25 protein-coding genes and 2 pseudogenes are annotated in these 26,628 nt (G+C 69.6%); 7 read left to right on the top strand and 20 right to left on the bottom strand.

Annotated features, from left to right (window positions below):
• Window positions 1-109: 109 nt before the first annotated feature.
• The 5 genes from OG714_RS52560 to OG714_RS52580 form a co-directional block, all read right to left on the bottom strand.
• Window positions 110-1,048 carry a VOC family protein gene (locus tag OG714_RS52560; protein ID WP_406131557.1) on the bottom strand — a complete coding sequence of 313 codons (939 nt, stop codon included), beginning with the start codon at window positions 1,046-1,048 and terminating at the stop codon, window positions 110-112.
• An 11-nt stretch (window positions 1,049-1,059) separates the two neighbouring features.
• Window positions 1,060-2,067, bottom strand: coding sequence for an amidohydrolase family protein (locus tag OG714_RS52565; RefSeq protein ID WP_406131558.1), 1,008 nt, complete (start codon window positions 2,065-2,067; stop codon window positions 1,060-1,062).
• Window positions 2,064-3,227, bottom strand: coding sequence for an FAD-dependent oxidoreductase (locus OG714_RS52570; RefSeq protein ID WP_406131559.1), 1,164 nt, complete (start codon window positions 3,225-3,227; stop codon window positions 2,064-2,066). Before OG714_RS52570 ends, OG714_RS52565 begins: the two co-directional genes overlap by 4 nt.
• A gap of 145 nt (window positions 3,228-3,372) precedes the next feature.
• Window positions 3,373-4,356 (bottom strand): cyclase family protein, encoded by a 984-nt coding sequence (locus tag OG714_RS52575; RefSeq protein ID WP_406131560.1) that lies wholly within the window; start codon window positions 4,354-4,356, stop codon window positions 3,373-3,375.
• Window positions 4,335-5,315: a fumarylacetoacetate hydrolase family protein gene (locus OG714_RS52580; protein ID WP_406131561.1), complete on the bottom strand. Its 981-nt coding sequence runs from the start codon at window positions 5,313-5,315 to the stop codon at window positions 4,335-4,337. The genes OG714_RS52575 and OG714_RS52580 overlap by 22 nt, the downstream gene beginning before the upstream one ends.
• 121 nt (window positions 5,316-5,436) lie before the next feature.
• On the opposite strand from OG714_RS52580, the gene OG714_RS52585 reads away from it, so the two are divergent.
• Window positions 5,437-6,372 (top strand): LysR family transcriptional regulator, encoded by a 936-nt coding sequence (locus OG714_RS52585; RefSeq protein ID WP_406131562.1) that lies wholly within the window; start codon window positions 5,437-5,439, stop codon window positions 6,370-6,372.
• Window positions 6,373-6,417: 45 nt separating this feature from the next.
• Here OG714_RS52585 and OG714_RS52590 read toward each other — a convergent pair whose 3' ends face one another.
• On the bottom strand, window positions 6,418-7,689 hold the full coding sequence (locus OG714_RS52590) for an MFS transporter (RefSeq protein ID WP_406131563.1): 1,272 nt from the start codon (window positions 7,687-7,689) through the stop codon (window positions 6,418-6,420).
• Window positions 7,690-8,132: 443 nt separating this feature from the next.
• Window positions 8,133-8,753, bottom strand: a complete 621-nt coding sequence (locus OG714_RS52595) for a MarR family winged helix-turn-helix transcriptional regulator (protein WP_406131564.1) — start codon at window positions 8,751-8,753, stop codon at window positions 8,133-8,135.
• A gap of 23 nt (window positions 8,754-8,776) precedes the next feature.
• Between OG714_RS52595 and OG714_RS52600 the strand changes: the two are divergent.
• The 3 genes and pseudogenes from OG714_RS52600 to OG714_RS52610 form a co-directional block, all read left to right on the top strand.
• A pseudogene (locus OG714_RS52600) lies at window positions 8,777-8,941 on the top strand (NADPH-dependent FMN reductase); the annotation flags it as partial.
• Window positions 8,942-8,968: 27 nt separating this feature from the next.
• Window positions 8,969-9,148: a hypothetical protein gene (locus tag OG714_RS52605; RefSeq protein ID WP_406131565.1), complete on the top strand. Its 180-nt coding sequence runs from the start codon at window positions 8,969-8,971 to the stop codon at window positions 9,146-9,148.
• 41 nt (window positions 9,149-9,189) lie between these two features.
• Window positions 9,190-9,402 (top strand): annotated as a pseudogene (locus OG714_RS52610) (transposase); the annotation flags it as partial.
• Between the two features lie 16 nt (window positions 9,403-9,418).
• On the opposite strand, the gene OG714_RS52615 reads toward OG714_RS52610, so the two are convergent.
• From OG714_RS52615 to OG714_RS52670, 12 genes are all read right to left on the bottom strand, one after another.
• Window positions 9,419-10,141, bottom strand: a complete 723-nt coding sequence (locus tag OG714_RS52615) for a FadR/GntR family transcriptional regulator (protein ID WP_406131566.1) — start codon at window positions 10,139-10,141, stop codon at window positions 9,419-9,421.
• The gene (locus tag OG714_RS52620) at window positions 10,132-11,160 is read right to left on the bottom strand and encodes an aldo/keto reductase (protein WP_406131567.1); all 1,029 of its coding nucleotides are present in this window, start codon (window positions 11,158-11,160) and stop codon (window positions 10,132-10,134) included. Before OG714_RS52620 ends, OG714_RS52615 begins: the two co-directional genes overlap by 10 nt.
• 53 nt (window positions 11,161-11,213) lie before the next feature.
• Window positions 11,214-12,278: a sugar kinase gene (locus OG714_RS52625; RefSeq protein ID WP_406131568.1), complete on the bottom strand. Its 1,065-nt coding sequence runs from the start codon at window positions 12,276-12,278 to the stop codon at window positions 11,214-11,216.
• On the bottom strand, window positions 12,275-12,910 hold the full coding sequence (locus OG714_RS52630; protein WP_406131569.1) for a bifunctional 4-hydroxy-2-oxoglutarate aldolase/2-dehydro-3-deoxy-phosphogluconate aldolase: 636 nt from the start codon (window positions 12,908-12,910) through the stop codon (window positions 12,275-12,277). Before OG714_RS52630 ends, OG714_RS52625 begins: the two co-directional genes overlap by 4 nt.
• Window positions 12,907-13,668 carry an SDR family NAD(P)-dependent oxidoreductase gene (locus OG714_RS52635; RefSeq protein ID WP_406131570.1) on the bottom strand — a complete coding sequence of 254 codons (762 nt, stop codon included), beginning with the start codon at window positions 13,666-13,668 and terminating at the stop codon, window positions 12,907-12,909. Before OG714_RS52635 ends, OG714_RS52630 begins: the two co-directional genes overlap by 4 nt.
• Window positions 13,665-14,711 (bottom strand): zinc-binding dehydrogenase, encoded by a 1,047-nt coding sequence (locus OG714_RS52640; RefSeq protein WP_406131571.1) that lies wholly within the window; start codon window positions 14,709-14,711, stop codon window positions 13,665-13,667. Before OG714_RS52640 ends, OG714_RS52635 begins: the two co-directional genes overlap by 4 nt.
• The gene (locus OG714_RS52645; RefSeq protein WP_406131572.1) at window positions 14,708-15,145 is read right to left on the bottom strand and encodes an RbsD/FucU domain-containing protein; all 438 of its coding nucleotides are present in this window, start codon (window positions 15,143-15,145) and stop codon (window positions 14,708-14,710) included. Before OG714_RS52645 ends, OG714_RS52640 begins: the two co-directional genes overlap by 4 nt.
• The gene (locus OG714_RS52650) at window positions 15,136-16,053 is read right to left on the bottom strand and encodes an amidohydrolase family protein (RefSeq protein WP_406131573.1); all 918 of its coding nucleotides are present in this window, start codon (window positions 16,051-16,053) and stop codon (window positions 15,136-15,138) included. The genes OG714_RS52645 and OG714_RS52650 overlap by 10 nt, the downstream gene beginning before the upstream one ends.
• Window positions 16,046-17,380: an L-fuconate dehydratase gene (locus tag OG714_RS52655; RefSeq protein WP_406131574.1), complete on the bottom strand. Its 1,335-nt coding sequence runs from the start codon at window positions 17,378-17,380 to the stop codon at window positions 16,046-16,048. The genes OG714_RS52650 and OG714_RS52655 overlap by 8 nt, the downstream gene beginning before the upstream one ends.
• A gap of 111 nt (window positions 17,381-17,491) precedes the next feature.
• Window positions 17,492-18,535, bottom strand: coding sequence for an ABC transporter permease (locus OG714_RS52660; protein ID WP_406131575.1), 1,044 nt, complete (start codon window positions 18,533-18,535; stop codon window positions 17,492-17,494).
• Window positions 18,528-20,090 (bottom strand): sugar ABC transporter ATP-binding protein, encoded by a 1,563-nt coding sequence (locus OG714_RS52665; protein ID WP_406131576.1) that lies wholly within the window; start codon window positions 20,088-20,090, stop codon window positions 18,528-18,530. Before OG714_RS52665 ends, OG714_RS52660 begins: the two co-directional genes overlap by 8 nt.
• Window positions 20,091-20,135: 45 nt before the next feature.
• Entirely contained in the window at window positions 20,136-21,197 is a 1,062-nt protein-coding gene (locus tag OG714_RS52670; RefSeq protein WP_406131577.1) for a sugar ABC transporter substrate-binding protein, read from the bottom strand.
• Between the two features lie 579 nt (window positions 21,198-21,776).
• On the opposite strand from OG714_RS52670, the gene OG714_RS52675 reads away from it, so the two are divergent.
• The gene (locus OG714_RS52675; RefSeq protein WP_406131578.1) at window positions 21,777-23,714 is read left to right on the top strand and encodes an alpha-L-fucosidase; all 1,938 of its coding nucleotides are present in this window, start codon (window positions 21,777-21,779) and stop codon (window positions 23,712-23,714) included.
• Window positions 23,715-23,749: 35 nt separating this feature from the next.
• On the opposite strand, the gene OG714_RS52680 is transcribed toward OG714_RS52675, so the two are convergent.
• A complete protein-coding gene (locus tag OG714_RS52680) occupies window positions 23,750-24,304 on the bottom strand; it encodes a winged helix-turn-helix transcriptional regulator (protein ID WP_406131579.1) in 555 nt (184 codons plus the stop codon).
• 112 nt (window positions 24,305-24,416) lie between these two features.
• Between OG714_RS52680 and OG714_RS52685 the strand changes: the two genes are divergently transcribed.
• Together OG714_RS52685 and OG714_RS52690 are read left to right on the top strand one after the other, a co-directional pair.
• The gene (locus tag OG714_RS52685) at window positions 24,417-26,039 is read left to right on the top strand and encodes a phytoene desaturase family protein (protein WP_406131580.1); all 1,623 of its coding nucleotides are present in this window, start codon (window positions 24,417-24,419) and stop codon (window positions 26,037-26,039) included.
• Window positions 26,036-26,191 carry an EthD family reductase gene (locus OG714_RS52690; protein WP_406131581.1) on the top strand — a complete coding sequence of 52 codons (156 nt, stop codon included), beginning with the start codon at window positions 26,036-26,038 and terminating at the stop codon, window positions 26,189-26,191. The genes OG714_RS52685 and OG714_RS52690 overlap by 4 nt, the downstream gene beginning before the upstream one ends.
• Window positions 26,192-26,628 lie beyond the last annotated feature (437 nt).

Consider the following 26,628-nt stretch of genomic DNA (forward strand, 5'->3'; position numbering starts at 1 on the left):
GGTCCTCTCGGGGGGAGGGCGGGAGGAGGCGGAACGGGACCGGGGGCGCGGCGGGGAGGCAGGGCATGCCAGGGCTGCCGCGCCCCCGGCGACCGGGACGCCGTGCCGGTCAGACCGGCGGGGCGACGAAGACGCCGGGGTCGACGTCGTTGAACGACTCCTTGGCGATCAGTTCGTTCATCGGATTGGCCGTGCCCCATTGGTCGGTGACCTCGGGCTGGGAGAAGTCGTAGACGTGGGGGTGCCAGGTGTCCTCGTCCAGGACCTCCAGCTCCGTCGTGTACTCGACCGTGTTGCCGTGCGGGTCGAGGAAGTAGGTGAACGTGTTGTCGCCGGCCATGTGACGGCCGGGGCCCCAGACCTTGCGGACGCCGGCCCGCATCACCCGACCCGAGCCGCGCATGTACTCGTCCAGGCCGCGCATCTCGAAGGAGACGTGGTGCAGGGCGGTGTGCGGGCCCTGCGCGATGGCCATCGAGTGGTGCTGGTTGGAGATCCGCATGAAGTGCATGACCTCGCCCATGTGCGGCGAGTGCAGCGTGTCGGAGAGGCGGAAGCCCAGGTGGCGCTCGTACCACTCCCGCGTCTTGTTCAGATCGGGGGAGTTGAGCACGACGTGCGACAGCTTGACCGGGATCGACTCCTTTTCCTCGATCCTGCGGTGCTGCCGTACCTCCACGTCGGCCAAGACCTCGATGGTGCGCCCGTCGACGTCGAAGAAGCGGAAGCCGTAACCGCCGCCGGGAGTGTCCACCTTGCCCGGCTGGGAGATCAACTGGACACCACCCGCGAGGAGTTCCTCGGCCAGGGTGTCCACGTCGGCCGCGTTCGCGGCCCCGTAGGAGACCAGGTCGAGGCGCTTCTCCTCAGCCTGGCGCAGCCGGATCACATACCGTTCGGGGGAGCCCTCGGCTGCCAGGAAGGAGATGCCGGAGTCCTCTTCGGCATTGGTCAGGCCCCACACGCCAGAGTAGAACTCGAGCTGCTTGTCGTAGTCGGGCACGGCGAGGTCGACGTGCCGCAGATGAGTGAGCAGACGGTTGCTCATGGGGTTCCTCCTCAGAAGAGGTTGAGCAGGGCCGCGGCGTTCGCGCCGCGGACGGAGTGGAAGTCGGCATCGGGCAGGTCCGCCGCGCGCAGTGCACCCAGCGGGTCCTCGGTGCCCATGTCGAAGGGGAAGTCGGAGCCGAGCAGGACCCGTTCCGGGCCGGCCGCCCGGAGCAGCTTCCGCAGGACGTGGGGGTCGTGGACGAGGGAGTCGAAGTACAGCTGCCGCAGATAGCTGCTCGGCTCCCGTGAGCAGCCCTGGGCGTCCGTGCGGGCCCGCCAGGCGTGGTCGGAGCGGCCGATGTGGGTGGGCAGGTAGCCACCGCCGTGCGCCGCGATCAGCTGCAGGCCCGGATGGCGGTCCAGGGCGCCGGAGAAGATCAGGTGGGAGAGCGCGACGGCGTTCTCGGTGGGCTGACCGACGGTGTTGGACAGATACCACTGGTCCAGGCGCTCATCCAGCGTGCAGCCGAAGGGGTGCAGGAAGACCAGGGCGCCGGTCTCCTCCGCCCGGGACCAGAAGGGTTCGTACGCGGGATCCGACAACTCGTGGCCGGGTGCGTGCGAGGAGATCTCCACACCCTTCAGTCCCTGGTCCAGTGCGTGGTCGAGCAACTCGACGGCTAGATCGGGGTGTTGGAGGGGGGTCAGGCCGAGGCCGTGCAGCCGGTCGGGTGCCTTCGCGCAGTGCGCGGCGGTGCCCTCGTTGGCCAAGCGGCAGACCTTCTGGGCCAGCTGAGGCTCGGCCCAGTAGTGGTAGTGCGACGGGGACGGGCTGACCAGCTGGATGTCCACGCCCTGCGCGTCCATGGCCGCCAGCCGCACGGCCACGTCCGTCAGCTTCGGCACCCGTGCGCCGACCATGGGGCCGCTCACGGCCAGGGCCGCCGGGCCGTTGCGCCGGGCGTCGAGGTTACGGGCCTCGGCGAGGCCGGAATGACCGGCCACGGCCTCCTCGACCTCCGGCAGCAGGAGGTGGGCGTGGACGTCGATCGTCGGTATCGACTCGGGCTCGGTCACGGGAGTTCCTTCAGCGCGTTCAGGGTGCGGTAGGTCAGCCCGGGCACGTCCGCGTCCCGCACCCCGTCGAGATGCCACTGGCCCAGTTGGCAGGAGGCGTCGACGACCATGCTGACGCGGGGGAGGCGGCGGTCGTGGTATTCGGTGAAGAGCTCGTCGTCCCAGTCGTTCCGGGCGGTGAGCAGCTCCGCGAGGACCAGGGCGTCCTCCAGGGACATCGCCGCGCCCTGGGCGAAGGTGGGCGGGCAGCAGTGGGCGGCGTCCCCGACGAGCACGACCCGGCCGCGGTGCCAGGGCCCCTCCACCAGGAGACGGTGGAACCAGGTGTAGTTGACCTGGGCCGGGTCCTCGATGTGCTTCACGATCTCGGGCCAGTAGCCGCCGTAGCCCTGGGCGAGTTCGCGCATCTCGTCGGGGAGGGACTCCGGCGGGATCGAGGCGCGCTCACGGTTGGCCTCGACGACGTAGGCGTAGATGGTGTCTTCGCTGGTGGGACAGTAGCCCGCGATGTAAGCGGGCCCGCCGGTCGCCAGGTCCGTGCGCTCCAGTCCTTCGGGGCGGGGGGCGGCGATGCGCCAGATGGCCATTCCGGTGGGCTCCGGTTTGTCTGTGATGCCGATCGCGGTGCGGGTCGCCGAGTTGAGGCCGTCGGCGGCGATGACCAGGTCGTAGTGGCCTTCGGTGCCGTCGCTGAAGAGCACCGAGACGCCGTCGGCGTCCTGCTTCAGGGTCTCGGCGGTGGTGCCGAGGCGCACGGTGGCGCCGGAGGCGCGGACCGCGTCGATGAGGATCTGCTGGAGTCGGGGGCGCTGCATGCCGAGGGTGGCGGGCAGGTCGGGGCCGCCGGTCTGGATGTCGTCGGCGACGAACAGGACGGTGCCGTCCGGGGCGGTCAGGCCCAGTGAGCCGAAGGCGAAGCCGGAAGCGCTCACCTGATCCCACACGCCCAGCTCGCGCAGCACTCTGAGGGCGTTGCCCTGGAGGGTGATGCCAGAGCCGGTGGTGGCGTTCCAGTCGGGCTTGGCCTCGATCAGGTCCACGGCGATACCGGCACGGCGCAGCAGGATGGTGACGGCGTTGCCGGAGGCGCCCCCGCCGATGACGAGGACGGTGCGGGTGCCCCCGGCCGGAGGCTGGGGGAGAGTGCGGGGTTCGGTCATCGTCGGGAATACCTCCCGGTCGGGCCGCACGGCTTCGGGCGGCGGGGGTGCGGCCAGCTCGCTGGGAGTGCGGGCCTGGGTGGGGACGGGGGCGGGCCGGATGAGCCACTCCTGTCAGGGAAGGGTGCATCCGGAGACCGGGCGGCTACTTGACCGCGATGGGGTTGACAGGTGAGCCGACGGCTCCGGTGATGGGGAGGGGAGCTGCGGTGAGCCAGAACTCGTACACGCCGTCCGCCGCGCAGTCCGCGGCGAGGGCGTCGAGGTCCCACATCTCGCCGATCAGCAGGCCCATGTTGGGGATGACGACCTGGTGCAGCGGCTGGAAGGCGTGGAGGAACTCGTTGGGCCGTACCTCGAAGCCCCAGGTATCGGTGGCGATCGCGGCGATCTCGGTGCGGTGCAGCCAGCCGGCAGTGGTGAAGGACAGGCCGGGTGCGGGGCCGCCCGCGTAGTCGCCCCAGCCGTCGCGCCGGGCGCGGGCGAGGTGCCCGGTGCGGACAAGGGCGATGTCGCCGCGTCCGACGCTCACGCCGTGGGCCTCGGCGGTCGCGGTCAGGTGCTCCGCGGTGATCGCGAAGCCGTCCGGCAGCTCCGGTTCACCGTCGTCGTCACCGATGACCCGGGCCACGTCCAGCAGCACCCCGCGTCCGGCGACGTACGGGGCCATGTGCTCGATGCCGGTGACCAGGTCGCCGTCGGAGGTGACGACCTTCTCCGCGGCGCGGCCGTTCCACGCCTTGCCGTGGTCGAAGATGTGCCCGAGCCCGTCCCACTGGGTCGAGCACTGCAGCGGCATCGCGATCACGTCGTCGGCGCCGCCGATGCCGTGGGGGAAGCCCTGGTTGCCCAGCGCCGCGTCCGTCCCCGTGTCCAGCATGGTGTGCACGGGGTTCGTCCGCCGGCGCCAGCCCTTCTGCGGCCCGTTCATGTCGAACCGCTGTGACAGGGAGAAGGTGACCCCCCGGCGGACCAGTGCGGCGCCCTCGCGCCGCTTGGCCTCGTTGAGGAAGTTCAGGGTGCCGAGCACGTCGTCCTCGCCCCAACGCCCCCAGTTGGAGTACGCCTTGGCGGCCTCGGCGATCGCGCTCTCGGGGTCGTGGCGGTTCACAAGGCTTCCCCGACGCATCGGGTGCGCTGGACACCCAGACCAGTGATGGACCCCTCCATGACGTCTCCGTCGCGCAGCAGCCGGCCCCAGTGGATGCCGTTGCCGGCCGGGCTGCCCGTCAGCACCAGGTCGCCGGGCAGGAGTCGGGCGGTCTGGGAGATGTACGACACCAGGCGTGCGACGCCGAACAGCATGTCCTTGGTGGACTCGTCCTGCATGGTTTCGCCGTTCAGCTTCAACGTGACCCGCAGGTCACCAGGGTCCCCGATCGACTCGGCCGGGACGAGCCACGGTCCGAGCGGTGTGAAGCCGGGCGCGTTCTTGCTGCGCAGCCAGTCGGTGCCGATGGCCTTCATGTCCCGGCGGAAGACGGTCGCGCGGTCGGTGAGGTCGTTGGCGATGGTGTACCCGGCGATGTACCCCAGGGCCTCCTCGACGGACACCCGGTAGGCGGGCTCGGCGATGACCGCCGCCAACTCCAGCTCCCAGTCCGGCTGTTCGGCCCAGGCGGGCAGGACGACGTCGTCGTACGGACCCGCGATGGTGGTGGGCAGCCCGATGAACACGTACGGCAGGTCCTCGGCGGCCCGTCGGTCCATGATCGCGGCGATCTCCGCACGCGCCTCCTCGACGGTGCGCGGGTCGTCGGCGGAGCGGTGGGCGACCTCAAGGTCGATCACGTGCTGTCGGTAGTTGGCGCCGGACTGGAAGATCTGGCGGGGCTCCAGCGGGGCGTGCACCCGCAGGTCTGTCAGCGGCCGCCAGTCGAGGGCGTCCTCGTCCGCCAGGACGTGCAGGACCGGGAGGGACTCCTCCCACCGCTCCACCACGGCACGCACCTCGGAGGGCGCCCAGGTCAGGGCTCTGCTCAGGTCGAGCACCCGGCCCTTGGCCAGGAGGCCGGGGAACGGCTCCCCGCCCTCGGCGGAAAACGTGCCGAGCGCGATCGGGCCGACAGGTTGCGCGAGCGTTGCCATCAGATTTCCTCCTGCGGGGTTGCGGTCTACTGTGATCCCGAACGGCTGATCACGGAAATCAATCCTGTGGATTCGCCATATCCACGTCACAGATGGCTCTGACTTCCCCAGGTGGTGCCCGGTGAACCTGTCCCGACTCGACCTCAATCTGGTCCTCGCCCTGCGCGCGCTGCTGGAGGAGCGGAACGTCACCCGGGCCGGCGAGCGCGTCGGACTGAGCCAGCCCGCGATGAGCGCGGCGCTGTCCAGGCTGCGCCGCCATTTCGACGACGAATTGCTCGCCCGTACCGGCAACGCCTATGAGCTGACGCCGCTAGGCGTCGCCCTGCGGGACCGCAGCGCGACAGCATGCGACCTGCTGGAACGAGTTTTCTCCAGCCAGGCGGACTTTGATCCGGCCGCCGAGAGCCGCGAGTTCACCCTGCTCGCCTCCGACTACGGCGCCGCCGTGTTCGGCGCCGCGCTCGCCCGCACCCTGCACCAGGAGGCGCCCGGCATCCGGCTCACCTTCCAGCACCCGGCACCCTCGATTGTGGAGAACGCGGCCACTGTGCTGAGCACCGTGGACGGGCTGATGATGCCGCACGGCATCATCGACGGCTTCCCGGCCGTCGACATCCACCGCGACCGCTGGCTCTGCATGGTTGCCGACGACAACCCCGAGGTCGGCGATGTCCTGACCCTCGATCATCTGTCGCACCTGCCCTGGGCGGTCTACCAGCGCCCCTACGACGCCCCGGCGGCCCGCCAGCTCAGCATGATCGGCATCAGCCCGAGGGTGGAGGTCTCCGTGCAGACCTTCCAGCTCCTGCCCCACATGATCGAGGGCACCCGCCGGGTCACCATGATCCAGGAGCGCCTGGCCCGCAGAGCGGTGCGCTCCGCGGCCGTACGGGTCCTGCCCTGCCCTTTTGAGGCGGTACCCGTGAAGGAGGCGATGTGGTGGCATCCGGTCCACGCCCAGGACGCGGCCCACATCTGGCTGCGCCAGAAGGCGGCGGAGGTGGGCGCGACGCTGACGGCTAACGGCAACGGCGATGCCGGACCGGCTGTGTGAACCGGTCCGGCATCGCCCTCAAGGGGCGCGGCCCTTCAGCGCGCGTCAGGTCGACGGCTCCGGCAGCGGCTGTGTGGCAACGGCCCCCGCCCGCCGCCGGGCCGCCAGCAGCCCGCCCGCGACCAGAACTGTGACGACCGACAGCACGCCCACCGCACCCGCGAGGCTCCCCACCGCCGACTCCCCGGCGAGCAGTATCAGCGGGCACACGAACTCACCGCCGAAGAAGGCCGCCATCCACAGCCCCGTACCGCGGCCGCGGTCCTCGAAGGCCAGACGGGACATGGCACTTGTCAGCAAGGCGGGCAGCAGGATGCCCGCACCCACACAGTTGATCACCGCTCCGATGACCAGCAGCGGCGCGCTGCCCGCGAAGAACATCACCCCGAAGCCGACCGCGCAGACCGCGAGCGCGGTGGGGAGCATCGGTTCGGGGGAGCGCTTGAGGCGGGAAAAGGTGATCGCGCCGCCCATGGTGGCGGCGCTGGCGAGCGCGGTGGCCAGGCCGATCACGCCGGTGTTCTTCACCCCGAGGTCGTCGAGCAGGTACGACATCTCGACCGGGACGGTGTAGAAGACCATCGCGCCGAAGAAGGTGAGGGTGCAGACACCCACCAACTGCCGCCAGGGGAAACGCCGTTGGGCCTTGGATGCCTTGACCGGGGCCTCGTCGGCGGCCGCGCGGTTTCCGGCGTCCGGCAGCGCGGACACCATCAGCGGCGCGAGCACCAGGCTCACGGCGTACACCCAGAACGGCATCCGCCAGCCCGCAGATCCGGCCGCACCGCCGACCACGAAGAAGACGGTGGCCGACGCGGAGGCGCACATGGTCTGCAGGGCGAGGTACTTCACCCGCTGCTGACCGGAGTAGTAGTCGCCGATGAGCGTGGTGCAGCAGGTCATGATCGCGGCCTCAGTGACCCCGACGAGGGCACGGCTTGCGAGGATCGCGCCGAGCGAGTCCAGCCAGAGCGGGGCGGTCCCGAACACGGAGTACAGCAGGGTGGCCACGATGAGCAGGCGCTTGCGTCCCAGCCGGTCCACGATCACCCCGGCGAACGGCGCCAGCACCGCCAGCACGAGCGCCGGAACGGTCAGCGCGAGCGGCACCAGCGCCTTGGCGCCGGGGACGGACGCGAAGTGCTCCTGCATCTTCGGCAGCACCGGGGCGATCAGCACCGCGCCCAGGATCGGCAGACAACTGCCTGCCATCAGCAGGGTCACACGCAGCAGATGGGCCGGACCTGAGACGGTCACCGGTGAAGCGGGAGCGGCGTCTGCCGTGGGAGGGGACGGCGGCAGAACGGAACCGGGCATGTCGACTCCAGGGGACGGTGTACGGGAGTGGGCATGCCTTTCACAGGCGACCGCGGTGCGGGCGCTGGTGGGCACGGCATGCTGCGGACGGCCGCACGTCGGCGGCTGGTCCGGACAGCGGCGTGCGGGGTAGGACGAATATGGGTGGTCCGGTGCTCGATTCGCCATCCTTCAAGCGATCCGAATCCCGTATAGCGGGGCATCCATATGGTGAATGCGCCTACCCGGCGGCATGCCATGGCGGTCCGTCGTCCGGTCGCGGGGGTCCCGCTTTCGGGGGCAGGGCGAACCCCACCAGGAGGCTGCCCCGAGCGTTTCCACTATCAGCGGCGGCTGCACACGATCGAGGGGCGGCCCGGGAAAGGGAGCAGGGACCGACAACCAGCCCACTGCACTCACCCAAACCGCCCCTGAACAGGGAAATCGTCAAAGTGCTGCTGGAGTTACTGGGACGCGCCGTCGCTGGCGGCCTTGCTGCGGTGTGGCTCCAGGCGGTCGACTGCTTGCTCGCTCCATGCTCGGATGACCGATGCCTGCTCGGGAGCGAGGGAGTCGAGGAAGTGGCGGCGGATGTTGCCGCCGTGCACGAGCATCGCACTCTGGGCGGCCCGGCGACCCTCGGTGGTCAGCCCGATCCCCGCGCGGCGACCGTCCGCTCCGTACTGGGTGCGTTTGACGAAGCCGCGGTTTTCCATGCGCGTCAGCTGATGTGAGACGCGGCTCTTGTCCCAGTCGAGCGACTCGGAGAGCTCACCGACACGCATCTCGCGACCGGAAGCCCTCCACAGCGTCACCAGCACACTGAACTCGGCCTTCGAGATACCGCAGTCACGCTGCAGACCACGCTCCAGCTCCCTGGTGAGCAGGCGCTGCGCCCGCATCCAGGTGTCCCAGAACTCCCACTCCTCGGGTTCCAGCGATTGAGTCTCCGTCATATCGCCGCCTGGACACTGGAGTCTGCCCGTGCCCACGGCGGCGCGGACTACGAACTCGTCGACCTCGCCGACCACAACCTCGGCAACCTCGACGAGCCCGGCAACCCGAACCTCCAGCAGTACCAGCACGACCACACGCCTGGGGCGCACTCATCGACAGCTTCGACGGCTACGTCTTCCTCGTCCCCGAGTACAACCACTCCTACCCCGGAGCCCTGAAGAACGCCCTGGACTACGTCTACCGGGAGTGGAACGACAAGGCCGCCGGGATCATCAGCTACGGCGGCTGGGCCGCCGGGGCCCGGGCCGCCGAGGCGCTGCGGCTCGTCCTCGCCGAACTCCAGGTGGCCACGGTCCGCACCCAGCCCACCATCTCGACGCACCCCTCGTTCCACACCGGCACCTTCGTGCCCCAGAAGGGTCTCGACACTGCCGCGGGCGGCATGCTCGACCAGGTGACCGCCTGGTCCGGCGCGCTGCGCGGGGTGCGCCAGGCCAGAACGCAGACGACCACAGCCGCCTGAGACCCGGTTCGTGGCCGATCACGTGACGCGCACGCGGCGAGCTGACGGACGCTGCACGGCAGGCGCTGAAGCCCCTGCTCCCGGCTACCGATGGACCCGGCCGTCCGTGGCGCGACCACCGCCAGGTGATCAACGGCGTGTTGTGGCGGTTACGAACAGGTGTTTCCTGGCGTGACCTGCCGGAACGCCACGGACCGTGGCAGACGGTTTATGAGCGGTTCGCCCCGCCGCGCAGGCGGCTTCATGCGGACGGGTGTGTGATGCCGCGCGTCACTTCTGTGTCGGCGCTGGGAAGGGGAGTGGCCCGCTTGAGCGGAGGTGCTCCTTCAGAGCCTGTTCGGTGTTGCTCACATGCAGTAGCGCGGCGGCCTGGCTGAGGGCGCAGTCGCGGGTGGCGAGGGCCGCGTAGATCGCCTCGTGCTCGGCGAGGGTGCGGCCCGCGGCCTGGTCGTCGACCAGACCGCGCCAGATCCGCGCGCGCAGCGTGCGACCGGAGACGCTCTCCAGGAGGGTGAGCAGGGTCTCGTTGCCGGTCGCGGCGACTACGGCGCGGTGGAAGGCGGCGTCGTGCGAGTTGAGCAGTTCGACGTTGTCGCGGGCTTCGCGCATGGCGTCCAGGTGGCTTTTGACTTCGGCCAGCTGGTCGTCGGAGATCCGGGCGGCGGCCAGCGCGGTGGCGACGGGTTCGAGGAGCCGGCGCACCTCCATGAGGTCCTGCAGGGCGGCCGAGTCGCTCTGCAGGAGCTCCACCGCGCCGCCGAGCCCCTCCAGGAGCAGGCTGGGCTGCAGGCTGGTGACGTAGGTGCCGTCGCCCCGGCGGACCTCCAGGACCCGGGCCACGGCCAGTGCCTTGACCGCCTCACGTGCGAGGTTGCGGGACAGACCCAGTTGGGCCGCCAGGTCGGCTTCTGGGGGGAGTTTCGATCCCGGAGGCAGTGCACCCGTGCGGACGAGCTCACGGATCCGATCGATGGCCTTGTCCGTCAGAGACACTTCGAACTCCTCGCCACGGCGCCCGCGCCGGGCACGTCCGACCTGATCAGTCCTTGGGCACGGAGATCTTCCCAGAGGTCTTCGGGAATGTGCTGCTGGTGGAGTTCCACGTTCCGCCTGACCTGTTCCGAAGTCCTCATGCCGAGAGTGACATTGATGATAGTGGGATGAGTGTGCGGGAAGGCGATCGCCGCCTTGGGCAGGCTCGTCCCGTGTGCCGCGCAGACGTCGGCGATCGCCCGGGCGAGGGAGACCAGAGGCGGCGGGGCATCCTGATAGTCGTACTTCATGCCCTCGGCAGGCCGGTCGCGGGAGAGCAGCCCCGAGTTGAACACGCCCACGGCCACCACACTCTTGCCGAGTTCCTCGGCGGCGGGCAGGACGTCGTCCAGCGCCGACTGGTCGAGGAGCGTGTAGCGCCCGGCGAGCATCACCACGTCGGCGGCGGTCTCGCGCAGGAAGCGGGCGAGCATGGCCGACTGGTTCATGCCGGCGCCGATCGCGCCGATCACTCCTTGGTCGCGCAGTTCCGCCAGGGCGGGCATGGCCTCCTCGGCGGCCTGCTGCCAGTGGTCGTCCGGGTCGTGCAGGTAGACGACGTCGAGGCGGTCGAGGCCCATCCTGTCCAACGTGGCCTCGATGGAGCGCAGCACCCCCTCCCGGCTGAAGTCCCACTGGCGGCGCAGATCGTCCCGTACGACGAAGCCCTGGCTGTCGACGCCCCGTGGATGTTCGTTGGGAACCAGCAGCCGGCCCACCTTGGAGGAGACGACGTACTCGGCACGGGGCCGCTGCCGCAGGGCGGTGCCCAGGCGCAGCTCGGACAGGCCCAGGCCGTAGTGCGGGGCGGTGTCGAAGTAGCGGATGCCGGCTTCCCAGGCGGCTTCGACCGCGGCGGTCGCGTCCTCGACCGGGGTGACCCGGTACAGGTTGCCCAGGACGGAGGCCCCGAAGCCGAGGCCGGTGAGTTCGACAGCGGTGTTCGTTATCTTTCGGCGTCCGGCGGTCCGATGTCTCAACTGTGCTCCTGGCGACTTGGGGGTACGGGTGGCGCGGGCCGCTCGGCGGCAGGTCAGCGTCTGACGGCGGCCGAGCCGTCGGCCATGAGGGCTTCGACCTCGGTGAGTGAGGCCATGGAGACGTCCCCGGGGGTGGTCATGGTGAGCGCGCCGTGCGCGGTGCCGTAGGCGAGGGCCCGCTCCAGGCAGGCGGTCGTCAACCGGCCTGGCCGGTCGTCCCCGGCCAGCAGGCCGTGGATGAGGCCGGCGGCGAAACCGTCGCCGGAGCCGATGCGGTCCAGGACGTGCAGGCCGGGCATCCGGGGCCCGTTGACGAAGCCGGTCCGGGGTGACCAGGCGGCCGACGCCCAGTCGTTGACCCCGGCTGAGGGCACTTCGCGCAGGGTCGTCGCCAGCACCCTTGCCTCGGGCAGCAGGCCCGCCACCTCGGTGAGGGCGTCCGCCACTTCGTCGCCCCCGATGTGTGCCTGTCCCGGATGCGTTCCGGCCAGGCCCAGGGCGCCGACGACGACGTCGGCGTGCCGGGCGAGGCGCAGGTCGGCCTCGCGGGCGGCGTCGGCGCCGCCCCGGCCGGCCCAGAGGCTGGGGCGGTAGTTGGGGTCGTAGGAGACCGTGACGCCGTGGCGGCGGGCCGTCGTCATGGCCTCCTCCGTGACGTCCAGGGTGGTGTCCGAAAGGCCGGCGAAGATGCCGCCTGTGTGGAGCCAGCGCACTCCGGCAGCGAAGACTGTGTCCCAGTCCACGTCACCCTTCTTCAACTGGGACACGGCCGTGTGCGCGCGATCGCTGACGCCGAGTGCGCTGCGGATGCCGTAGCCGCGTTCGACGAAATTCAGGCCGTTGCGGGCGGTGCGGCCGACGCCGTCGCCGGGCACCCAGCGGATCAGCGAGGTGTCGACGCCGCCCTGCAGGATCAGGTCCTCGACCAGCCGGCCCACCGCGTTGTCCGCCAGGGCGGTCACCACGGCCGCACGCCACCCGAAGCAGCGGCGCAGACCGCGTGCGACGTTGTACTCGCCGCCGCCCTCCCAGACCTGGAAGGTGCGGGCGGTGCGGATCCGGCCCTCGCCCGGGTCCAGGCGGAGCATCACCTCGCCGAGCGCCACCACGTCGATCATGGCGTGCTCCTCTCCGCGGCCTCGGCGGTCAGCCGGCGGATTCCCTCGTAGTCGCCCCGTTTCAGGTGCGCGGAGGTGACCATCCAGCTGCCGCCGACGGCGAGGACCGCGGGCTCGGCGAGGTAGCCGGCCATCAGATCGGCGCCGATCCCGCCGGTCGGTACGAACCGTGCCTGTGGGAACGGCGCGGCGAGCGCCCGCAGCGTCGGCAGGCCGCCAAGGGGTTCTGCGGGGAAGAGCTTGACCGTGTCGATGCCGGCCCGCAACGCCGTCATCAGCTCGGTGGCGGTGGCGACACCCGGCACCACTGGAACTCCCAGCTTCCGGCACATCGCGACGACTTCCGCGTCGAAGCCGGGACAGACCACGAAGCGGGCCCCGGCGGCCACGGCCCGTTCCGCCTGCTCGGGCGTGAGGACCGTGCCGGCGCCGACGGTGAGTCCGCCGTGCTTCGCTATCGCCCTGAGGACCTGCTCGGCCTGCGGGGTGCGGAAGGTGACCTCGGCGCAGCGGGCGCCACCCGCGACGAGCGCGTCGGCCAGCGGGCTGGCGGTCGCCGTGGACGCCACGGTCAGCACGGGCATGAGGCGGGCGCCGGCCAGTACGGAGGCCAGGTCGTCGGTGTCGTTCATCGGCCGAGCCATCCGCCGTCGACGGGCAGGACGACGCCGTGGAGGTAGGCGGCGGCGTCGGAGGCGAGGAAGACGGTGGCGCCGGTGAGGTCGTCGGCGGTGCCCCAGCGGCCTGCCGGGATGCGGTTGAGGATCGCGCGGCTGCGGATCGGATCGACCTGCAGCGCTTGCGTGTTGTCGGTGGCGATGTAGCCGGGGGCGATGGCGTTGACGTTGACGCCGTGAGGGGCCCATTCATTGGCCAGTGCCTTGGTCAGTCCGGTGATGCCGTGTTTGGCGGCGGTGTAGCCGGGGACGTTGATGCCGCCCTGGAAGCTGAGCAGCGAGGCCGTGAAGATGACCTTCCCCCGGCCGCGGGCCACCATCGCCGCGCCCACTGCGCGGGTGAGCGCGAACTGTGCGTTGAGGTTGACCTGGAGGACCAACTCCCAGTCCGCGTCGGTGTGTTCGGCCGCCGGGGCGCGGCGGATGGTCCCCGCGTTGTTGACCAGGATGTCCACCGGCCGCTCGCGTCCCGCGAGGTCGGCGCCCAGGGCCCGTACGGCTCCGGGGTCGGCGAAGTCGGTGCGGATCGCCTCGAAGGTACGCCCTGCGGCACGCACGTCCTTCTCCACCGCGCTGCCGGATTCCTCAAGGTTGGCGCTGACGCCGATGATGTCCGCGCCGGCCTCGGCGAGGGCGCGGGCCATGGCCCGGCCGATGCCGCGCCGGGCACCAGTGACGACGGCGAGCTTCCCGGTGAGGTCGAAGGCGTTCATACGGCGGCTCCCTGGGCGTTGTCGGTGGTGCAGTCCACGAGGATCTTCATCACGTCGCCGCCTGCCTCCAGCGCCTGGAAAGCGGCGGGCGCCTCGGTGAGCGGTACGGTCCTGCTGATGAGCCGCTCGGCCGGAATCGTGCCGTCGGCGACGAGGGTCACCGCCTTCTCGAAGTCCGTGCGGTCGTACAACCGGGCCCCGACGAGGGTGAGTTCGCGCCAGAAGAAGCGGTGGAGGCTGATCTCGCGGGGCCGGGGGTGGATGGCCACCAGGCACAGCCGGCCGCGTACGCCCAGCACCTCGACCGCCGTGTCGACGCCGGCGGCGGCGCCGGACACCTCGAAGGCGACGTCCGTGCCCGCGTCTGCGGTCCACTCGCGGACCAGCTCAGCCACGTTGTCGACGGCCGGATCCCAGGCGGTCAGCCCCGACTCCTCGGCGAGCGAGCGCCGGTAGGCGCTCAGTTCGGCGATGCGTACGTCGGCTCCGGCGGCTCGGGCGACCAGCGCGATGAGGATGCCGACGGGGCCGCCGCCGACCACGACGACCTTCTCGCCCTCGGCGACCTCGGCGCGGCCGACGTCGTGCACGGCGACCGCCGTGGGCTCGACCAGCGCGGCCCGGTCCAGGGGAAGGGTGTCGGGCAGCCGGATGAGTGTCGAGGCGGGCACGGTCCAGCGCTGCTGCATCGCGCCGGGGGAGTCGATGCCGATGAAGTCCAGGTGCTGGCAGATGTGCTGATGGCCTTTGAGACAGGCCGGGCAGGTGTCGTCCCAGCGCAGCGGCATCACCGTGACCGCGTCACCGGGCGCCCAGCCGTCCACACCGGGGCCGACGCGGACGATCCGGCCGGACATCTCGTGCCCCAGGACGGCGGGCGTGGATACCCGGGCGTCCATGTCGCCGTGGAAGATGTGCAGATCGGTGCCGCAGATACCGACGTAGGCGGGCGCCAGCTCCACCTCGCCGGGGCCAGGGGCGGAGGTTTCGGCGGGGGCGGTGTCCAGGGTGCGGGCGGATACGTAACGGACGGCGAGTGTCATCGCGGGGTCAGGGTCCCTTCAGCGCGGACACCGATGGTCAGCAGCAGGTTGGCGTACGTGCGGGTGTCGGCGGTGACGATCGCCAGCGCCAGGTCGGGGGAGCGGGCGGCGTCGTAGAACTCGAACCGGCCGAGCGTGTCGACCGGGACCGGCGCCAGTCGGGCGCGGTACTCCGCGATGGCGGGTGGCTCCGGTTCACCCTCGGGCGGCACCATCACCTGGGCCGACTCGACCGGCAGGGCGCTCAGCAGGACGTCGAGCACGGTGGTGACGTCCAGCAGGCCGGGCGCCAGGTTGAGGTGGATGACGTGGGCGCGTTCCCCGGTCGCGGTGCTCGCCGGGTAGTGGCCGTCGGCGAGCAGCACCCGGGCGCCGTGGCCGGCGCCGGCCAGCGCTTCGAGGATCCCCGGGTGCAGCAGACGGGTCAGGAGCATGGTGTTCCCTCCTTCCTTCCAGAGGTTTGCGGTGCAGTGCGGTTCAGGTGGTAGAAGGCGGTCGCGGTGTCGGCGAGGATCGCCGAGGTCTCGGTGGCGGAGCAGCCGGCGAGCAGCTCCTCGACGGTGGCGGCCCACTGGTTCCAGCCGCCCGCGAGGACACAGACCGGCCAGTCGGAACCGAACATCAGCCGGTCGGGTCCGAAGGCGGACAGCAGCACGTCCCACACCGGGCGGATGTCCTTGGTCGTCCACTTCTGCCGGTCGGCCTCCGTGACCAGACCCGAGACCTTGCAGCGCACCTGAGGGTGCGCGGTTAGAGTCCGCAACTGCCTCTCCCAGTTACCCAGTTCACCCCGGGCGATGGGCGGTTTGCCCGCGTGGTCGAGGACGATCGGCAGCGCGGGGAAGCGTTCCGCCAGGTGGACCGCCTGGTCGAACTGCCAGCTGCGGATCAGGACGTCGTACGCCAGTCCGCGCTCGCCCACCGCTTGCAACCCCCTTTCCACGGAAGGCCGTTGCAGCCACGCCGGGTCCGATTCGCTCTGTACGAGGTGGCGCAGGGCACGGAGGTAGGGGCCACCGGGCCCGGCGAGCAGGTTGTCGAGCATGTCCGCGACGGCCGGGGAGGCGAGGTCCACCCAGCCGACGACCGCGCCGATCAGCGGGTCGGCGCCGGCCAGGGCGAGTAGTTCCCGCGTCTCGGACACGGAGGCCACGCACTGGACGACCACCGTGCTCGCCGGCTTCCGTCCGGCGATCGGCCGGGTCGCCGCCGAGCGCAGGTCGGCCGTGCCGAAGGTGCGGCGGATGGGCTCGTGGCCGGGTTCGTCGAGCCAGGGCTGCGGTCGGCGGTCCAGGTCCCACACGTGATGGTGGGCGTCCACCAGGCGCCGGCTGTCAGACACGGGAGGCCCAGACCGGCCCGTCGGGATATGTGTACTCCTTGAGGGACTCGGGGTGCATTTCCGCGCTCAGCCCGGGAAGGGCGGGGGCGAGGTAGTGGCCATCGGTGATGCGCACGGGGTCGACGAAGTGTTCGTGCAGGTGGTCGACGTACTCGATGACGCGGTCCTCGAGCGTGCCGGAGACGGCGATGTAGTCGAACATCGACAGGTGCTGGACCATCTCGCACAGGCCGACCCCGCCGGCGTGCGGGCAGACCGGCACGCCGAACTTCGCGGCGAGCAGCAGGATGGCGATGTTCTCGTTGACGCCGCCGACCCGGGCGGAGTCGATCTGCACGATGTCCACCGCACCGGCCTGGAGGAGCTGCTTGAAGACGACCCGGTTGGCGATGTGCTCGCCGGTGGCGACCTTGATGGAGGCAAGGGCCTTGCGGACGGCCGCGTGGCCGAGGATGTCGTCGGGGGAGGTGGGCTCCTCGATCCAGTACGGGGCGTAGGGGGCCAGTTCGCGCATCCAGTCGATCGCGGGCTGGACGTCCCATCTCTGGTTGGCGTCGACAGCGATGCGGATCCCGTCCCCGACCGCCTCACGGGCGGCGCGCATCCGCCGTACGTCGTCCTCCAGGGACGCGCCGACCTTCAGCTTGATCTGGGTGAAGCCGTCCGCGACGGCCTCGCGGGCCAGACGGGACAGCTTCTCGTCGGAGTAGCCGAGCCAGCCGGGGGTGGTGGTGTAGGCGGGGTAACCGCGCTCCAGGAGGCGGGCGATGCGCTCCTCGCGGCCGGGTTCGGCACGTTGGAGGATCTCCAGGGCCTCTTCGGGGGTGAGGGCGTCGCTGAGCCAGCGGAAGTCGACCTGGGCGACCAGCTCCTCGGGTGGCATCTCGCCGAGGAAGCGCCAGACGGGCTTGCCGGCGCGCTTGGCGGCGAGGTCCCAGGCCGCGTTGACGACCGCGCCGGTGGCCATGTGGATGGCGCCCTTCTCCGGGCCGAGCCAGCGCAGTTGGGGATCGTGGACCAGGGCGCGGGAGAACGCGCCGAGGTCGGCGCAGACCTCTTCGACCGAGAGGCCGACCACGTACGGGGCGAGGGCTGCGATGGCGGCGGCCTGGACGTCGTTGCCGCGGCCGGTGGTGAAGGCCAGGGCGTGGCCCTCCAGGCCGTCGGTGGCGTCGGTGCGCAGGACGACGTAGGCGGCGGAGTAGTCGGGTTCGGGGTTCATCGCGTCCGAGCCGTCCAGGTGCTCGGACGTCGGGAAGCGCACGTCGAGGACGTCCAGGGCGATGATGCGGGCAGATGCCGGTACGGAGGACTCGGTGGAGGACATGGCAACTCCTAGGGGGCAGGGGCGTGGACCCTGCGACGAGAGGGGGCAACGACGGCGGCGGCGGAGGTCGGGGGCCGCACGGTCACGGTGGATCCGGCGGCGGCCGACCGCTCAGTCCTGGATCTTGCCGCCCGTGATGCGCGAGATCATCAGCGCGACCAGGATGATCAGGCCGTTGAGGGCGCCGATCCACTGCGCGGGCACGCCGCCCAGGGTGAGCACGTTCTGGATCATGAAAAGCAGCAGGATGCCGCTGAAGGCCCCGAACATGGTGCCCTTGCCGCCGTTGAGACTGATCCCGCCGATGACGGCGGCGGCCATGACGGTGAAGATGTAGCCGTTGCCCTGTGCGGAGGCGACGGAGGCGAGCCGCCCGGAGAGCAGGAGTCCGGCGAGACCGGCGAGCACACTGCCGGTGACGATGACGATCCACAGCACCCGGTCGGTGCGGATACCGGCCGCCTTCGCGGCGTCGACGTTGCCGCCGATGGCGTACAGGGAGCGGCCGAAGCTGGTCCAGCCGAGGACCACGATGGCGACCGCGAACAGTGCCAGACAGAGCCAGATGGAGGCGGGCATCCCGAACCACTCGGCGGTGCCCAGGTAGAGCATCGACTCCGGCAGCTGGAAGAAGGTCTGGCCGCCGGAGATGCCCGTGAGGACCCCGCGCAGGACGATCAGCATGCCGAGGGTGACGATGAAGCCGTTGAGGCCGAAGCGGATGATCAGGACTGCGTTGATCACACCGACGAGTGCGCCCACGGCGAGCGTGACGGGAATCGCCCAGGCGCCGGGCAGCAGGCCGAGGCCGTGTCCCGCACCGGCCGGCACCACCAGCCAGGCGGCCACCCCGGGCGCCAGGCCCATGGTGGACTCCAGGGAGAGGTCCATCTTCTTGACGATCAGGATCATGGTCTGGGCGAGGACCAGCAGAGCGATCTCGGACATGGTCTGCAGCACGTTGATGAGGTTGTCGGCCTGCAGGAAGACCGGGCTGACGATCTGGCCGACGACCGCGATCACCACGATCGCCGGGACGAGCGCGAGGTCACGCAGCCTGGCCAGCGGCACCCGGCCGCCGAACAGCGCGGTCGGCTTGGTTCCCGGCTCCGCGGCCTCTGAGGCGGGCTTGTCCGCGAGAACGGATTCAGACATTGAGGTCCACTCCTTCCATCGCGGCCACGAGGTCGTGGTCGTGCCAGCCGCGGGCGATCTCTGTCGTCACTCGGCCCTGGAACATCACCAGGACCCGGTCGCACATGCGCAGGTCGTCGAGCTCGTCGGATGCGATGAGCACTCCGGTGCCGGTCTGCGCGGTCTCCTCGACCTTGCCGAGGAGGAACTCCTTGGAGCGCACGTCCACACCCGCGGTCGGGTTGATCAGCACCAGCAGCCGGGGGTCGTTGGCCAGGGCGCGGGCCATGACGACCTTCTGCTGGTTGCCTCCGGACAGGGCGGAGACCGGCAGGTCCGCTGTAGGGGTCTTGATCGCCAGGTTCTCGATCATGTTCTCGGCGAGCCGGTCCCGGGTGCGGCTGCTGAGGAACCCGTTCCTGCCGATCCGGTGGGGCACGGACAGGGTGGCGTTGTCCGCGATCGACATGTCGGGCACGAAGCCCTGGTGGTGCCGGTCCTGCGGTACGAACCCGGCACCGGCGGCGAGCGCCGCGGGCACGCTGCCCGGCCGGGGCCGCTGCCCTGCTATCTCCACCGCGCCACCGTCGGCGGACCGAAGTCCTACGACGGTCTCGGCGACCTCCGTACGACCGCTCACCGTGGCCCCGGCGAGTCCCACGATCTCGCCCGCCCCCACCTGGAAGGTGACATCGCCGTAGGTTCCGCCGCTCAGCCCCTGGACGTTCAGTGCGACCCTGGCAGCGGTGTCCACCGTGCTCGCCCGTTCCCCCTGCCGGTCGGCCGCCGCCTCGCCGGTCATGGCGGCGACGAGTTCGGGGCGGGGGAGTTCGGTCACCGGCGCGGTCAGGATGTGCCGGGCGTCGCGGAACACCGTCACCATGTCGCAGATCTCGTAGATCTCCTGGATGTGGTGACTGATGAACAGGAAGGTCACGCCCTGGCGTTGCAGGTCGCGGATCCTGCCGAAGAGCCGGTTGATGGCGGCCGCGTCGAGCTGTGCGGTGGGTTCGTCCAGGATGATGAACCGGGCGCCGAAGGACAGCGCGCGGGCGATCTCGACGAACTGCCGCTGCTCCACGTCCAGTTCACCGGCAGGGGTCTGCGGATCCACGTCCACCGACCACGTCGACAAGGTCTCCTGCGCACGGCGGCGCACGCCCTGCCAGCTGATCAGCCGGCTGCGCCCGTGGTGGTGCCGGTTGAGGAAGAGGTTCTCCGCGACGGTCAGCGTCGGGATGATCGTCGACTTCTGGTAGACACAGGCGACCCGCTGCCGCCAGGCGTCGCGGTCGGTGAGCCGCGGCGCGGGGGTGCCGCCGAAGGAGACGGTTCCCTCGTCGGGGGCCTGGAGGCCGGTGAGGACGGAGACCAGGGTGGACTTGCCGGCTCCGTTGCGGCCGACGAGCGCGTGGGTCTCGCCGGGTCTGATGGTGATCCGGGCGCCGTTCAGGGCGACTGTCGGACCGAATCGTTTGGTTATGCCCGTCGCCTCGACGACGGGCGGGTCCGCCGGGGCCCGTCCGTCGTCCGCCGGGGCGGGCGCGGGGGTGACTGCTCGCTCCCCGTCGCTCATCTCAACCGCCTTGTGTTCGTGAACCGTTGATCTTCTGACGAACCCTCAGCCGAGGTTGTTGCCCCACAGGGACTTGTCGTCGCTCTTGAGGCTGGGCGCGCCCCCGTAGGTGCCGCCGTCGGCGGTGACCAGCGGGGCGGAGAGCTGGTCCTCCAGGAGGCCGTCGCGGACCTGGATGATGGTGCTGTCGTGGTCGGTCTTGCCGGGCTTGAACGTCTTTCCGTCGATCGCGGCCTTGATGTAGTACAGGGCGTACTTGGCGTACAGGTCGGCGGGCTGGGAGACGGTGGCGTCGATCTTGCCCTCGCCTATGGACTTCAGTTCCTCGGGGATGCCGTCGTTGGACACGACGAACACGTGCTTCTTGTCCGACGGCTCGACCAGCAGGCCCTTCTGCTTGAGGACCTGGAGGGTGCCGGCCAGGGCGAAACTGGACTGCATGTAGACGCCCTTGATGTCCGGATTCGCGGTCAGGTCCGTCTGCAGCTTCTGCGCGGCGACGGCGCCGTCCCAGTTGGTGGCCTCGCCGAACACCTTGATGCCGGGATAGTTCTTCTTGATGCAGTCGTTGAACGCCTCGGTGCGGTCACGGCCGTTGATGGAGTCCAGGCCGCCCTCCAGCATGACGACCTTGCCCTTGCCGCCGAGCTTGGTGCCCAGGTACTGGCACGCCTTCTCGCCGTACGCCCGGTTGTCGGCGCGGACCACCATGAAGACCTTGCCGCTGTCGGGGCGGGTGTCGACGGTGACGACCGGGATCTTCTTCGCCGCCAGCTGCGCCAGCGTCGGCGCGATGGCGGCGGTGTCCTGCGGGGCCATCGCCACGCCCTTGACGCCCTGGCTGATGAACGTCTGCGCGTTGGCGGTCAGTTTGGCGACGTCGTTCTGCGAGTTGGTGGTCTTGAGGGAGACGTCGAACTCCTTGGCGTACTCCGGCGTGTACTTGATGTACGAGTTCCAGAAGTCGGTGTCCGAGCGCGGGTAGTCGACCCCCACCAGCGGGGCACCGTCGGCAGACGTGGAGGCGGAACCTCCGCCGCAGGCGCTGATCAGCAGTAGGGCGGACGTGGCCGAGACGACGCTGCAGAGTGCGGTTCTGAGTCTCATGGCTTCTTTCCTCACGCGGAACGGCTGGACGGGCGGGCAATGTTTCGGGGGTGCGAACGTCAGATGACGTCGCCGATAGACATGGGATGTTTATAGGCGTGAATCCTTCGCCGTGTCCAGATGCTTGCGACAACTCGCCAGAAAAACCAGGTAACGAGTGAAGAACGGTGGCGGACGCGGATTTCTGCCTCGCGATCCATCCCATCTCTGCCCTCGTGGGTGCTCCGTCACGAAAACCCTTGACTCGATCACTGCGGGCTCAGACATGCCATGTCTGAGCCCAAACGAGGCATCTAATAAGGTGCAATCGATGGCAAATAGGCCATGCATCCTGTCTTTCATCCCTGCACGGGTGTTGACATCCACGAGATACATGGCCGAGGTTCATCGTTAACATCCGGAGCCCCCGGCCTGGGGCGCTGTTCGACCCGCTTCCCCGCCCGCCCTCAACCCGTCGTTCGCGGCACCTGGGAGTTCGCCGGCTGCCTGCAGGTGCGAGAACAGGGCGATGCGCATGCGGTCGTCTCTCACCGTGTACAGCCCAGTCAGGGATAGAGCGCACCAACCAGGAGTGAGATCATGTCGTCAGGAAGACTGTCCCGCCGTACGCTTCTGACTGCGGCGGGTGCTGCGGCAGCAGTGACCGCCCTGCCCGTTCTTCCCGCTTTCTCCGGCCTTCTGGCCGAGGCCTCCGCCGCTGACCTGCAGACCAATCTGGCCCATCTGGCCGACCTGCGGTTCGGGATGTTCAACCACTTCAACCTGGGCACGTTCACCAACGAGGAGTGGGCCGCGCCGAACCAGAGCCCCACGCTGTTCGCTCCCACCGCCGTCGACTGCGCGCAGTGGGCGGCTGCGGCCGCCGCCGCGAAGATGAGCTACGGGGTCCTGACGACCAAGCACCACGACGGCTTTGCCCTGTGGCCGAGCGCCTACGGCACGCAGAACGTCGCCAACAGCTCCTACAAGCACGACATCGTGCAGGCGTACGTCACCGCGTTCCGCGCTCAGGGCCTCAGGGTCGGCCTGTACTACTCGATCTGGGACCGCACCTACAACGTGCAGGCCTACAACACGCGGCAGGGAGTCGCCGCCACCGAGGAGATCCAGCCGGGGGACATCACCTTCATCCTCAACCAGATCACCGAGCTGCTGACGAACTACGGCACCATCGACATGTTCATCACCGACGGCTACGCCTGGCAGATGGGCCAGCAGGCCGTCTCCTACCAGCGGATCCGCGAACACGTGAAGTCGCTGCAGCCGAACATCGTCATGATCGACCACGGCGGGCTCTCGCAACCGTGGCTCGGCGACGCGATCTACTTCGAAGAACCGCTCGGTGTCACCTCGCCGGCCGGAAACACCTATGCCTCCATGCAGGGGCAGACGATCAGCAACGGCTGGTTCTGGCATCCGTCCACACCGTCCGAAGGCCTCATGAGCCAGGCGTCGATCCTGTCCCATCTCGCGGACCTGGAACCGAAGTACACCTCGTTCATCCTCAACTGCCCGCCCAACCGCAACGGCGTACTGGACACGAATATCGTCAACCGCCTGGCCGGTGTCGGCGACGCGTGGAGCCCGAACAGCTCCCGGGCCCCGCTGCCGACCCAGCAACTGCGCTGCGAACACCCGGTCAACCCGGTCAATGCCTACGCCACCGACTTCCACACCGGCGAGGGCCCGCTCAACGCCATCGACGGACTCAGCGACAAGTCCTTCGAGACCTGCTGGTCCACCTGGAGTCTGTCGCTGCCGCAGTCGATCACGATCGACCTGGGCGGGGTCTGGAGCAACGTCTCCACCCTGGAATACCTGCCCAAACAGTGGAACCGGTCCAACACCACCGACGGCGACATCACGTCGTACACCATCCTCACCAGCACGGACGGCGTCACCTTCACGCAAGCCGCCACCGGCACCTGGGCCGGCAACGCGACGACCAAGCTGGTGGAGTGGACGAACCGCAACGTCGGTTTCGTGCGCATCCGGGTCGATGCCGCCACCGGCGGCTACGCGAACATCGGCGGCGTCAGGATCGGCGGCCGGTCGGCCAGGCCCGCCCTGGTCTCCAGCGCGTTCCCCGGCGACTCGACCGTCTACAAGCTGGTCAACCGCAACAGCGGAGAGGTGGCCGACGTGTACAACTTCGGCACCGCCAACGGCGCCAACATCCAGCAGTGGCCCTGGCTGGACAACACGGCCCAGAAGTGGACCTTCGCGAGCACCGGCGACGGCTACTTCAAGATCCGCAACGTCAACAGCGGCAAGCTCATGGAGGTCGCAGGGCTCTCCCGCGTCGACGGCGGGAACGTCGGCATATGGGCCGATGCCGACGTTCCCCAGCAGCACTGGGCCCTGACGCCCACCGGTGACGGCTACTACTTCCTCACCAACCGGCTCAGCGGTCTTTCACTCAACGTGGACGGCGCTTCCACCGCCGACGGGGCCAACATCAACCAGTACACGTACACCAATGCCGCTCGGGAGCAGTGGCGGATCGTCAGCGTGTAGCCCGAACTGCCGCAGGCGGCGCAGCGATGCGGATGTCACGGCCCGTCAGCCCGGCCGGGGGCATCCGCTGCGCCGGGCCGGGCGGGCCGGGCTCCGGGGCCGGGCGTCGCGGTGATGTCGCGGACGGCGGCGATTTCGTGGCCGGAGGTGCAGGCGATGACCGAGTGGACCGGTGCCCCGCAGTCGCGATGGATCAGCGTGACCGTGGGCCCGGGCGCATCGACAAGCCAGTGTTCGGCCCAGGCGTTGAGAGCGACCAGGGTGGGAGCGAGGCTGAGTCCTTTGTCGGTGAGCCGGTACTCGTCCCGCTCACGGGCACCGGGCTCGCGGTAGGGACGTTTCTCAAGCACGCCGATGGCCACGAGGTCACGCAGTCGCGTCGATAGAACGGTCCGGCTCAGCTCGCACCGACGCTGGAAGTCCTCGAAACGCCGCGTGCCGTAGAAGGCTTCCTTCAAGATCTTGCCGGCCGCGCGGGGGTTGAGGACCTCCAGGGCGAGGGCGATCGAGTCGGGCTCGATGTCCCAGGAATCGCGGTTCCACGGGGTTGGACCGCCCGGCAGGTCCGGTCCTTCTGATGCGTCAGCCACGTCCCTCTCCCCACGTCGGCGCCTGCCTGCAGGCCCCTCGCACGCCTGCACTTTACACTCACCTTGAGGCTGAGTACGGTTATGCGGACTCAGCCGAGGAGGGGGGGCGCATATGAGCGTCGGACAGAGTTACCACCGGAGCAATGCCGGTACGTCATGGGACGCGATCGTCATCGGGTCCGGGATCGGCGGCCTCACCACCGCTGGCTTCCTCGCCCGGGCCGGACAACGGGTTCTGGTACTGGAGCGGCATTCGACGGCTGGCGGAGCCACCCAGACCTTCCGCCGGGCCGGTTACGAGTGGGACGCCGGATTGCACTACATGGGCGAGGTGCACCGTCCCAACAGCGGGCTGCGCCGGATCTTCGACCACATCACCGGCGGCAAGCTGGAGTGGGCCCCGATGCCCGACGTCTACAACCGGATCGTCGTCGGCGACCGCGAGTACGAGTTCCCGTCGGGCGTCGAACGGTTCAAGGAGCGCATGACCCGGTACTTCCCGGACGATGCCGAGGCGATCAGCCGCTACGTGGACCTGGTCTTCTCTGCCAACCGGACGGCCAGGAACTTCTTCGCGCAGCGCAGTCTGCCGCAGCCGGCCGCCGACGAGCTCTACGAGGCGATGTGCGCACCGTTTCGCGCCTTCTCCGACCGCACGGCGACGGCCGTCGTTTCGGAACTCACCGACAACGAGGAGCTCAAGACCGTCCTGTGCGGTCACTACGGCGACTACTCACTGACCCCGGGGCGCGCCTCGTTCGGTATGCACGCCATGCTCATCCGGCACTACATCGACGGCGCCAACTTCCCGGTCGGCGGATCGGGCCGACTGGCCGAGACCATCAGTGAGGTGATCCGGGACGCGGGCGGAGAGGTCCTCATCGCCGCCGAAGTCGCCTCCGTGCTGCTCGACGACGAGGGACGGGCCGACGGTGTCACGATGGCCGACGGCCGTGTGTTCCGCGCCCCGGTAGTGATCAGCGATGCCGGCGCCCTCAACACCCTCACCCGCCTGCTGCCCGCCGAAGCGAAACGCGACGACGGCCTCGTTCAGGCGTGCCGGGCGATCGGCCCCTCGCTCACCTGGGTCGTCCTCAACATCGGGCTCAAGGAGCCGGCCGACCAGCTCGGCCTGCAGGCGTCCAACATCTGGGCACACCAGGGACCGGGCCCCGACGCCCAGTTCGCCGCCTATGAGGCGGATCCCCTGCACCGTCCGATGCCGGCGTACTTCCTGACCGCTGCCTCGGCCAAGGATCCGCTCTGGAACGACCGCTACCCCGGGCGGAGCACGATCGACATCGCCGGGGTGACGACCTGGTCCCTTTTCGAGCCCTTCGCGGACAGCGCCTGGATGCGTCGCGGACCGGAGTACGAGCAGCTCAAGCAACGGCTGAGCCAGGAACTGCTCGACCAGGTCCTGCGGTTCTATCCCAAGGCGGAAGGCAAGATCGATCACATGGAGCTGGCCACGCCGCTCAGCTTCAATCACTTCCTCGGCCGGACCCACGGTGACTTCATGTCGCTGGCGCACACTCCCGAACGCTTTGCCCAGCGGGGTCTGAGCGCCCACACCACGGTGCCCGGCCTCTTCCTCAGCGGCCAGGACGTCGCCGCGGCCGGCGTCAGCGGCGCGGTGACGGGCGGACTCGTCGCGGCATCCGCCGTGCTCGAACGCGATCCACTCGCCGACCTCTCCGCGAGGAACCTCACGTCCGCAGGAGACAGCGCATGACCGTGAAACTGATGGTGCTGTACACGCAGCCCGTCGACGGCGACGCCTTCGACGAACATTACGTGGGTGTCCACGCACCCCTCGTGGAGGCGGTTCCAGGCCTCGAACGATGGGAGTCCGCACGCGTCGTTCGGAGCCGCCGACGGCGGTGAGCAGACGTTCCATCGAATCGCGGAACTGTATTTCACGGACATGGAGTCCCTGGAAGCCGCGCTCGGTTCCGAGCAGGGACGGGCTACGGGCCGCGACTACCGGCAGATCGCTCCACCTGGCTCCCGGATGTTCATCGCCGCGCTCGACGAGTAACTGCTGCGGTTCTCCGTCGCGGTGAGGGTGGTCCCGGGAGTGGCGTACTCCCGGGATGTGGTATTCCGATGGGGCGGCCCGACCGCGAAGCAAGTGCGGCCCGAGGCTGCGGAGTTGCTCGCTCAGGCATCTCCGTGGCCGGCGCCGGTTTCCCTGTCTCATTGCCCGGGCCCGGCATTGGAATTCAGCTGATGCGTGCGGAAGAGTCCTTGGCGGTGACAGCGCGGGATGCGAGCGGCCGACCGGTCACCAGGAGCGCGTCGACGGCGAGCCGATCCTCTTC

Source organism: Streptomyces sp. NBC_00989 (assembly GCF_045162655.1).
Classification (GTDB): Bacteria; Actinomycetota; Actinomycetes; order Streptomycetales; family Streptomycetaceae; genus Streptomyces.

Coding starts and splice junctions, on each gene's coding strand:
- OG714_RS52690 (WP_406131581.1), top strand. CDS start 26,036: ATGACCGTGAAACTGATGGTGCTGTACACGCAGCCCGTCGACGGCGAC.
- OG714_RS52575 (WP_406131560.1), bottom strand. CDS start 4,356: ATGCGTCGGGGAAGCCTTGTGAACCGCCACGACCCCGAGAGCGCGATC.
- OG714_RS52685 (WP_406131580.1), top strand. CDS start 24,417: ATGAGCGTCGGACAGAGTTACCACCGGAGCAATGCCGGTACGTCATGG.
- OG714_RS52630 (WP_406131569.1), bottom strand. CDS start 12,910: ATGAACGACACCGACGACCTGGCCTCCGTACTGGCCGGCGCCCGCCTC.
- OG714_RS52665 (WP_406131576.1), bottom strand. CDS start 20,090: ATGAGCGACGGGGAGCGAGCAGTCACCCCCGCGCCCGCCCCGGCGGAC.
- OG714_RS52670 (WP_406131577.1), bottom strand. CDS start 21,197: ATGAGACTCAGAACCGCACTCTGCAGCGTCGTCTCGGCCACGTCCGCC.
- OG714_RS52590 (WP_406131563.1), bottom strand. CDS start 7,689: ATGCCCGGTTCCGTTCTGCCGCCGTCCCCTCCCACGGCAGACGCCGCT.
- OG714_RS52645 (WP_406131572.1), bottom strand. CDS start 15,145: ATGCTCCTGACCCGTCTGCTGCACCCGGGGATCCTCGAAGCGCTGGCC.
- OG714_RS52580 (WP_406131561.1), bottom strand. CDS start 5,315: ATGGCAACGCTCGCGCAACCTGTCGGCCCGATCGCGCTCGGCACGTTT.
- OG714_RS52635 (WP_406131570.1), bottom strand. CDS start 13,668: ATGAACGCCTTCGACCTCACCGGGAAGCTCGCCGTCGTCACTGGTGCC.
- OG714_RS52560 (WP_406131557.1), bottom strand. CDS start 1,048: ATGAGCAACCGTCTGCTCACTCATCTGCGGCACGTCGACCTCGCCGTG.
- OG714_RS52640 (WP_406131571.1), bottom strand. CDS start 14,711: ATGACACTCGCCGTCCGTTACGTATCCGCCCGCACCCTGGACACCGCC.
- OG714_RS52655 (WP_406131574.1), bottom strand. CDS start 17,380: ATGTCCTCCACCGAGTCCTCCGTACCGGCATCTGCCCGCATCATCGCC.
- OG714_RS52570 (WP_406131559.1), bottom strand. CDS start 3,227: ATGACCGAACCCCGCACTCTCCCCCAGCCTCCGGCCGGGGGCACCCGC.
- OG714_RS52625 (WP_406131568.1), bottom strand. CDS start 12,278: ATGATCGACGTGGTGGCGCTCGGCGAGGTGATGCTCCGCCTGGACCCG.
- OG714_RS52660 (WP_406131575.1), bottom strand. CDS start 18,535: ATGTCTGAATCCGTTCTCGCGGACAAGCCCGCCTCAGAGGCCGCGGAG.
- OG714_RS52675 (WP_406131578.1), top strand. CDS start 21,777: ATGTCGTCAGGAAGACTGTCCCGCCGTACGCTTCTGACTGCGGCGGGT.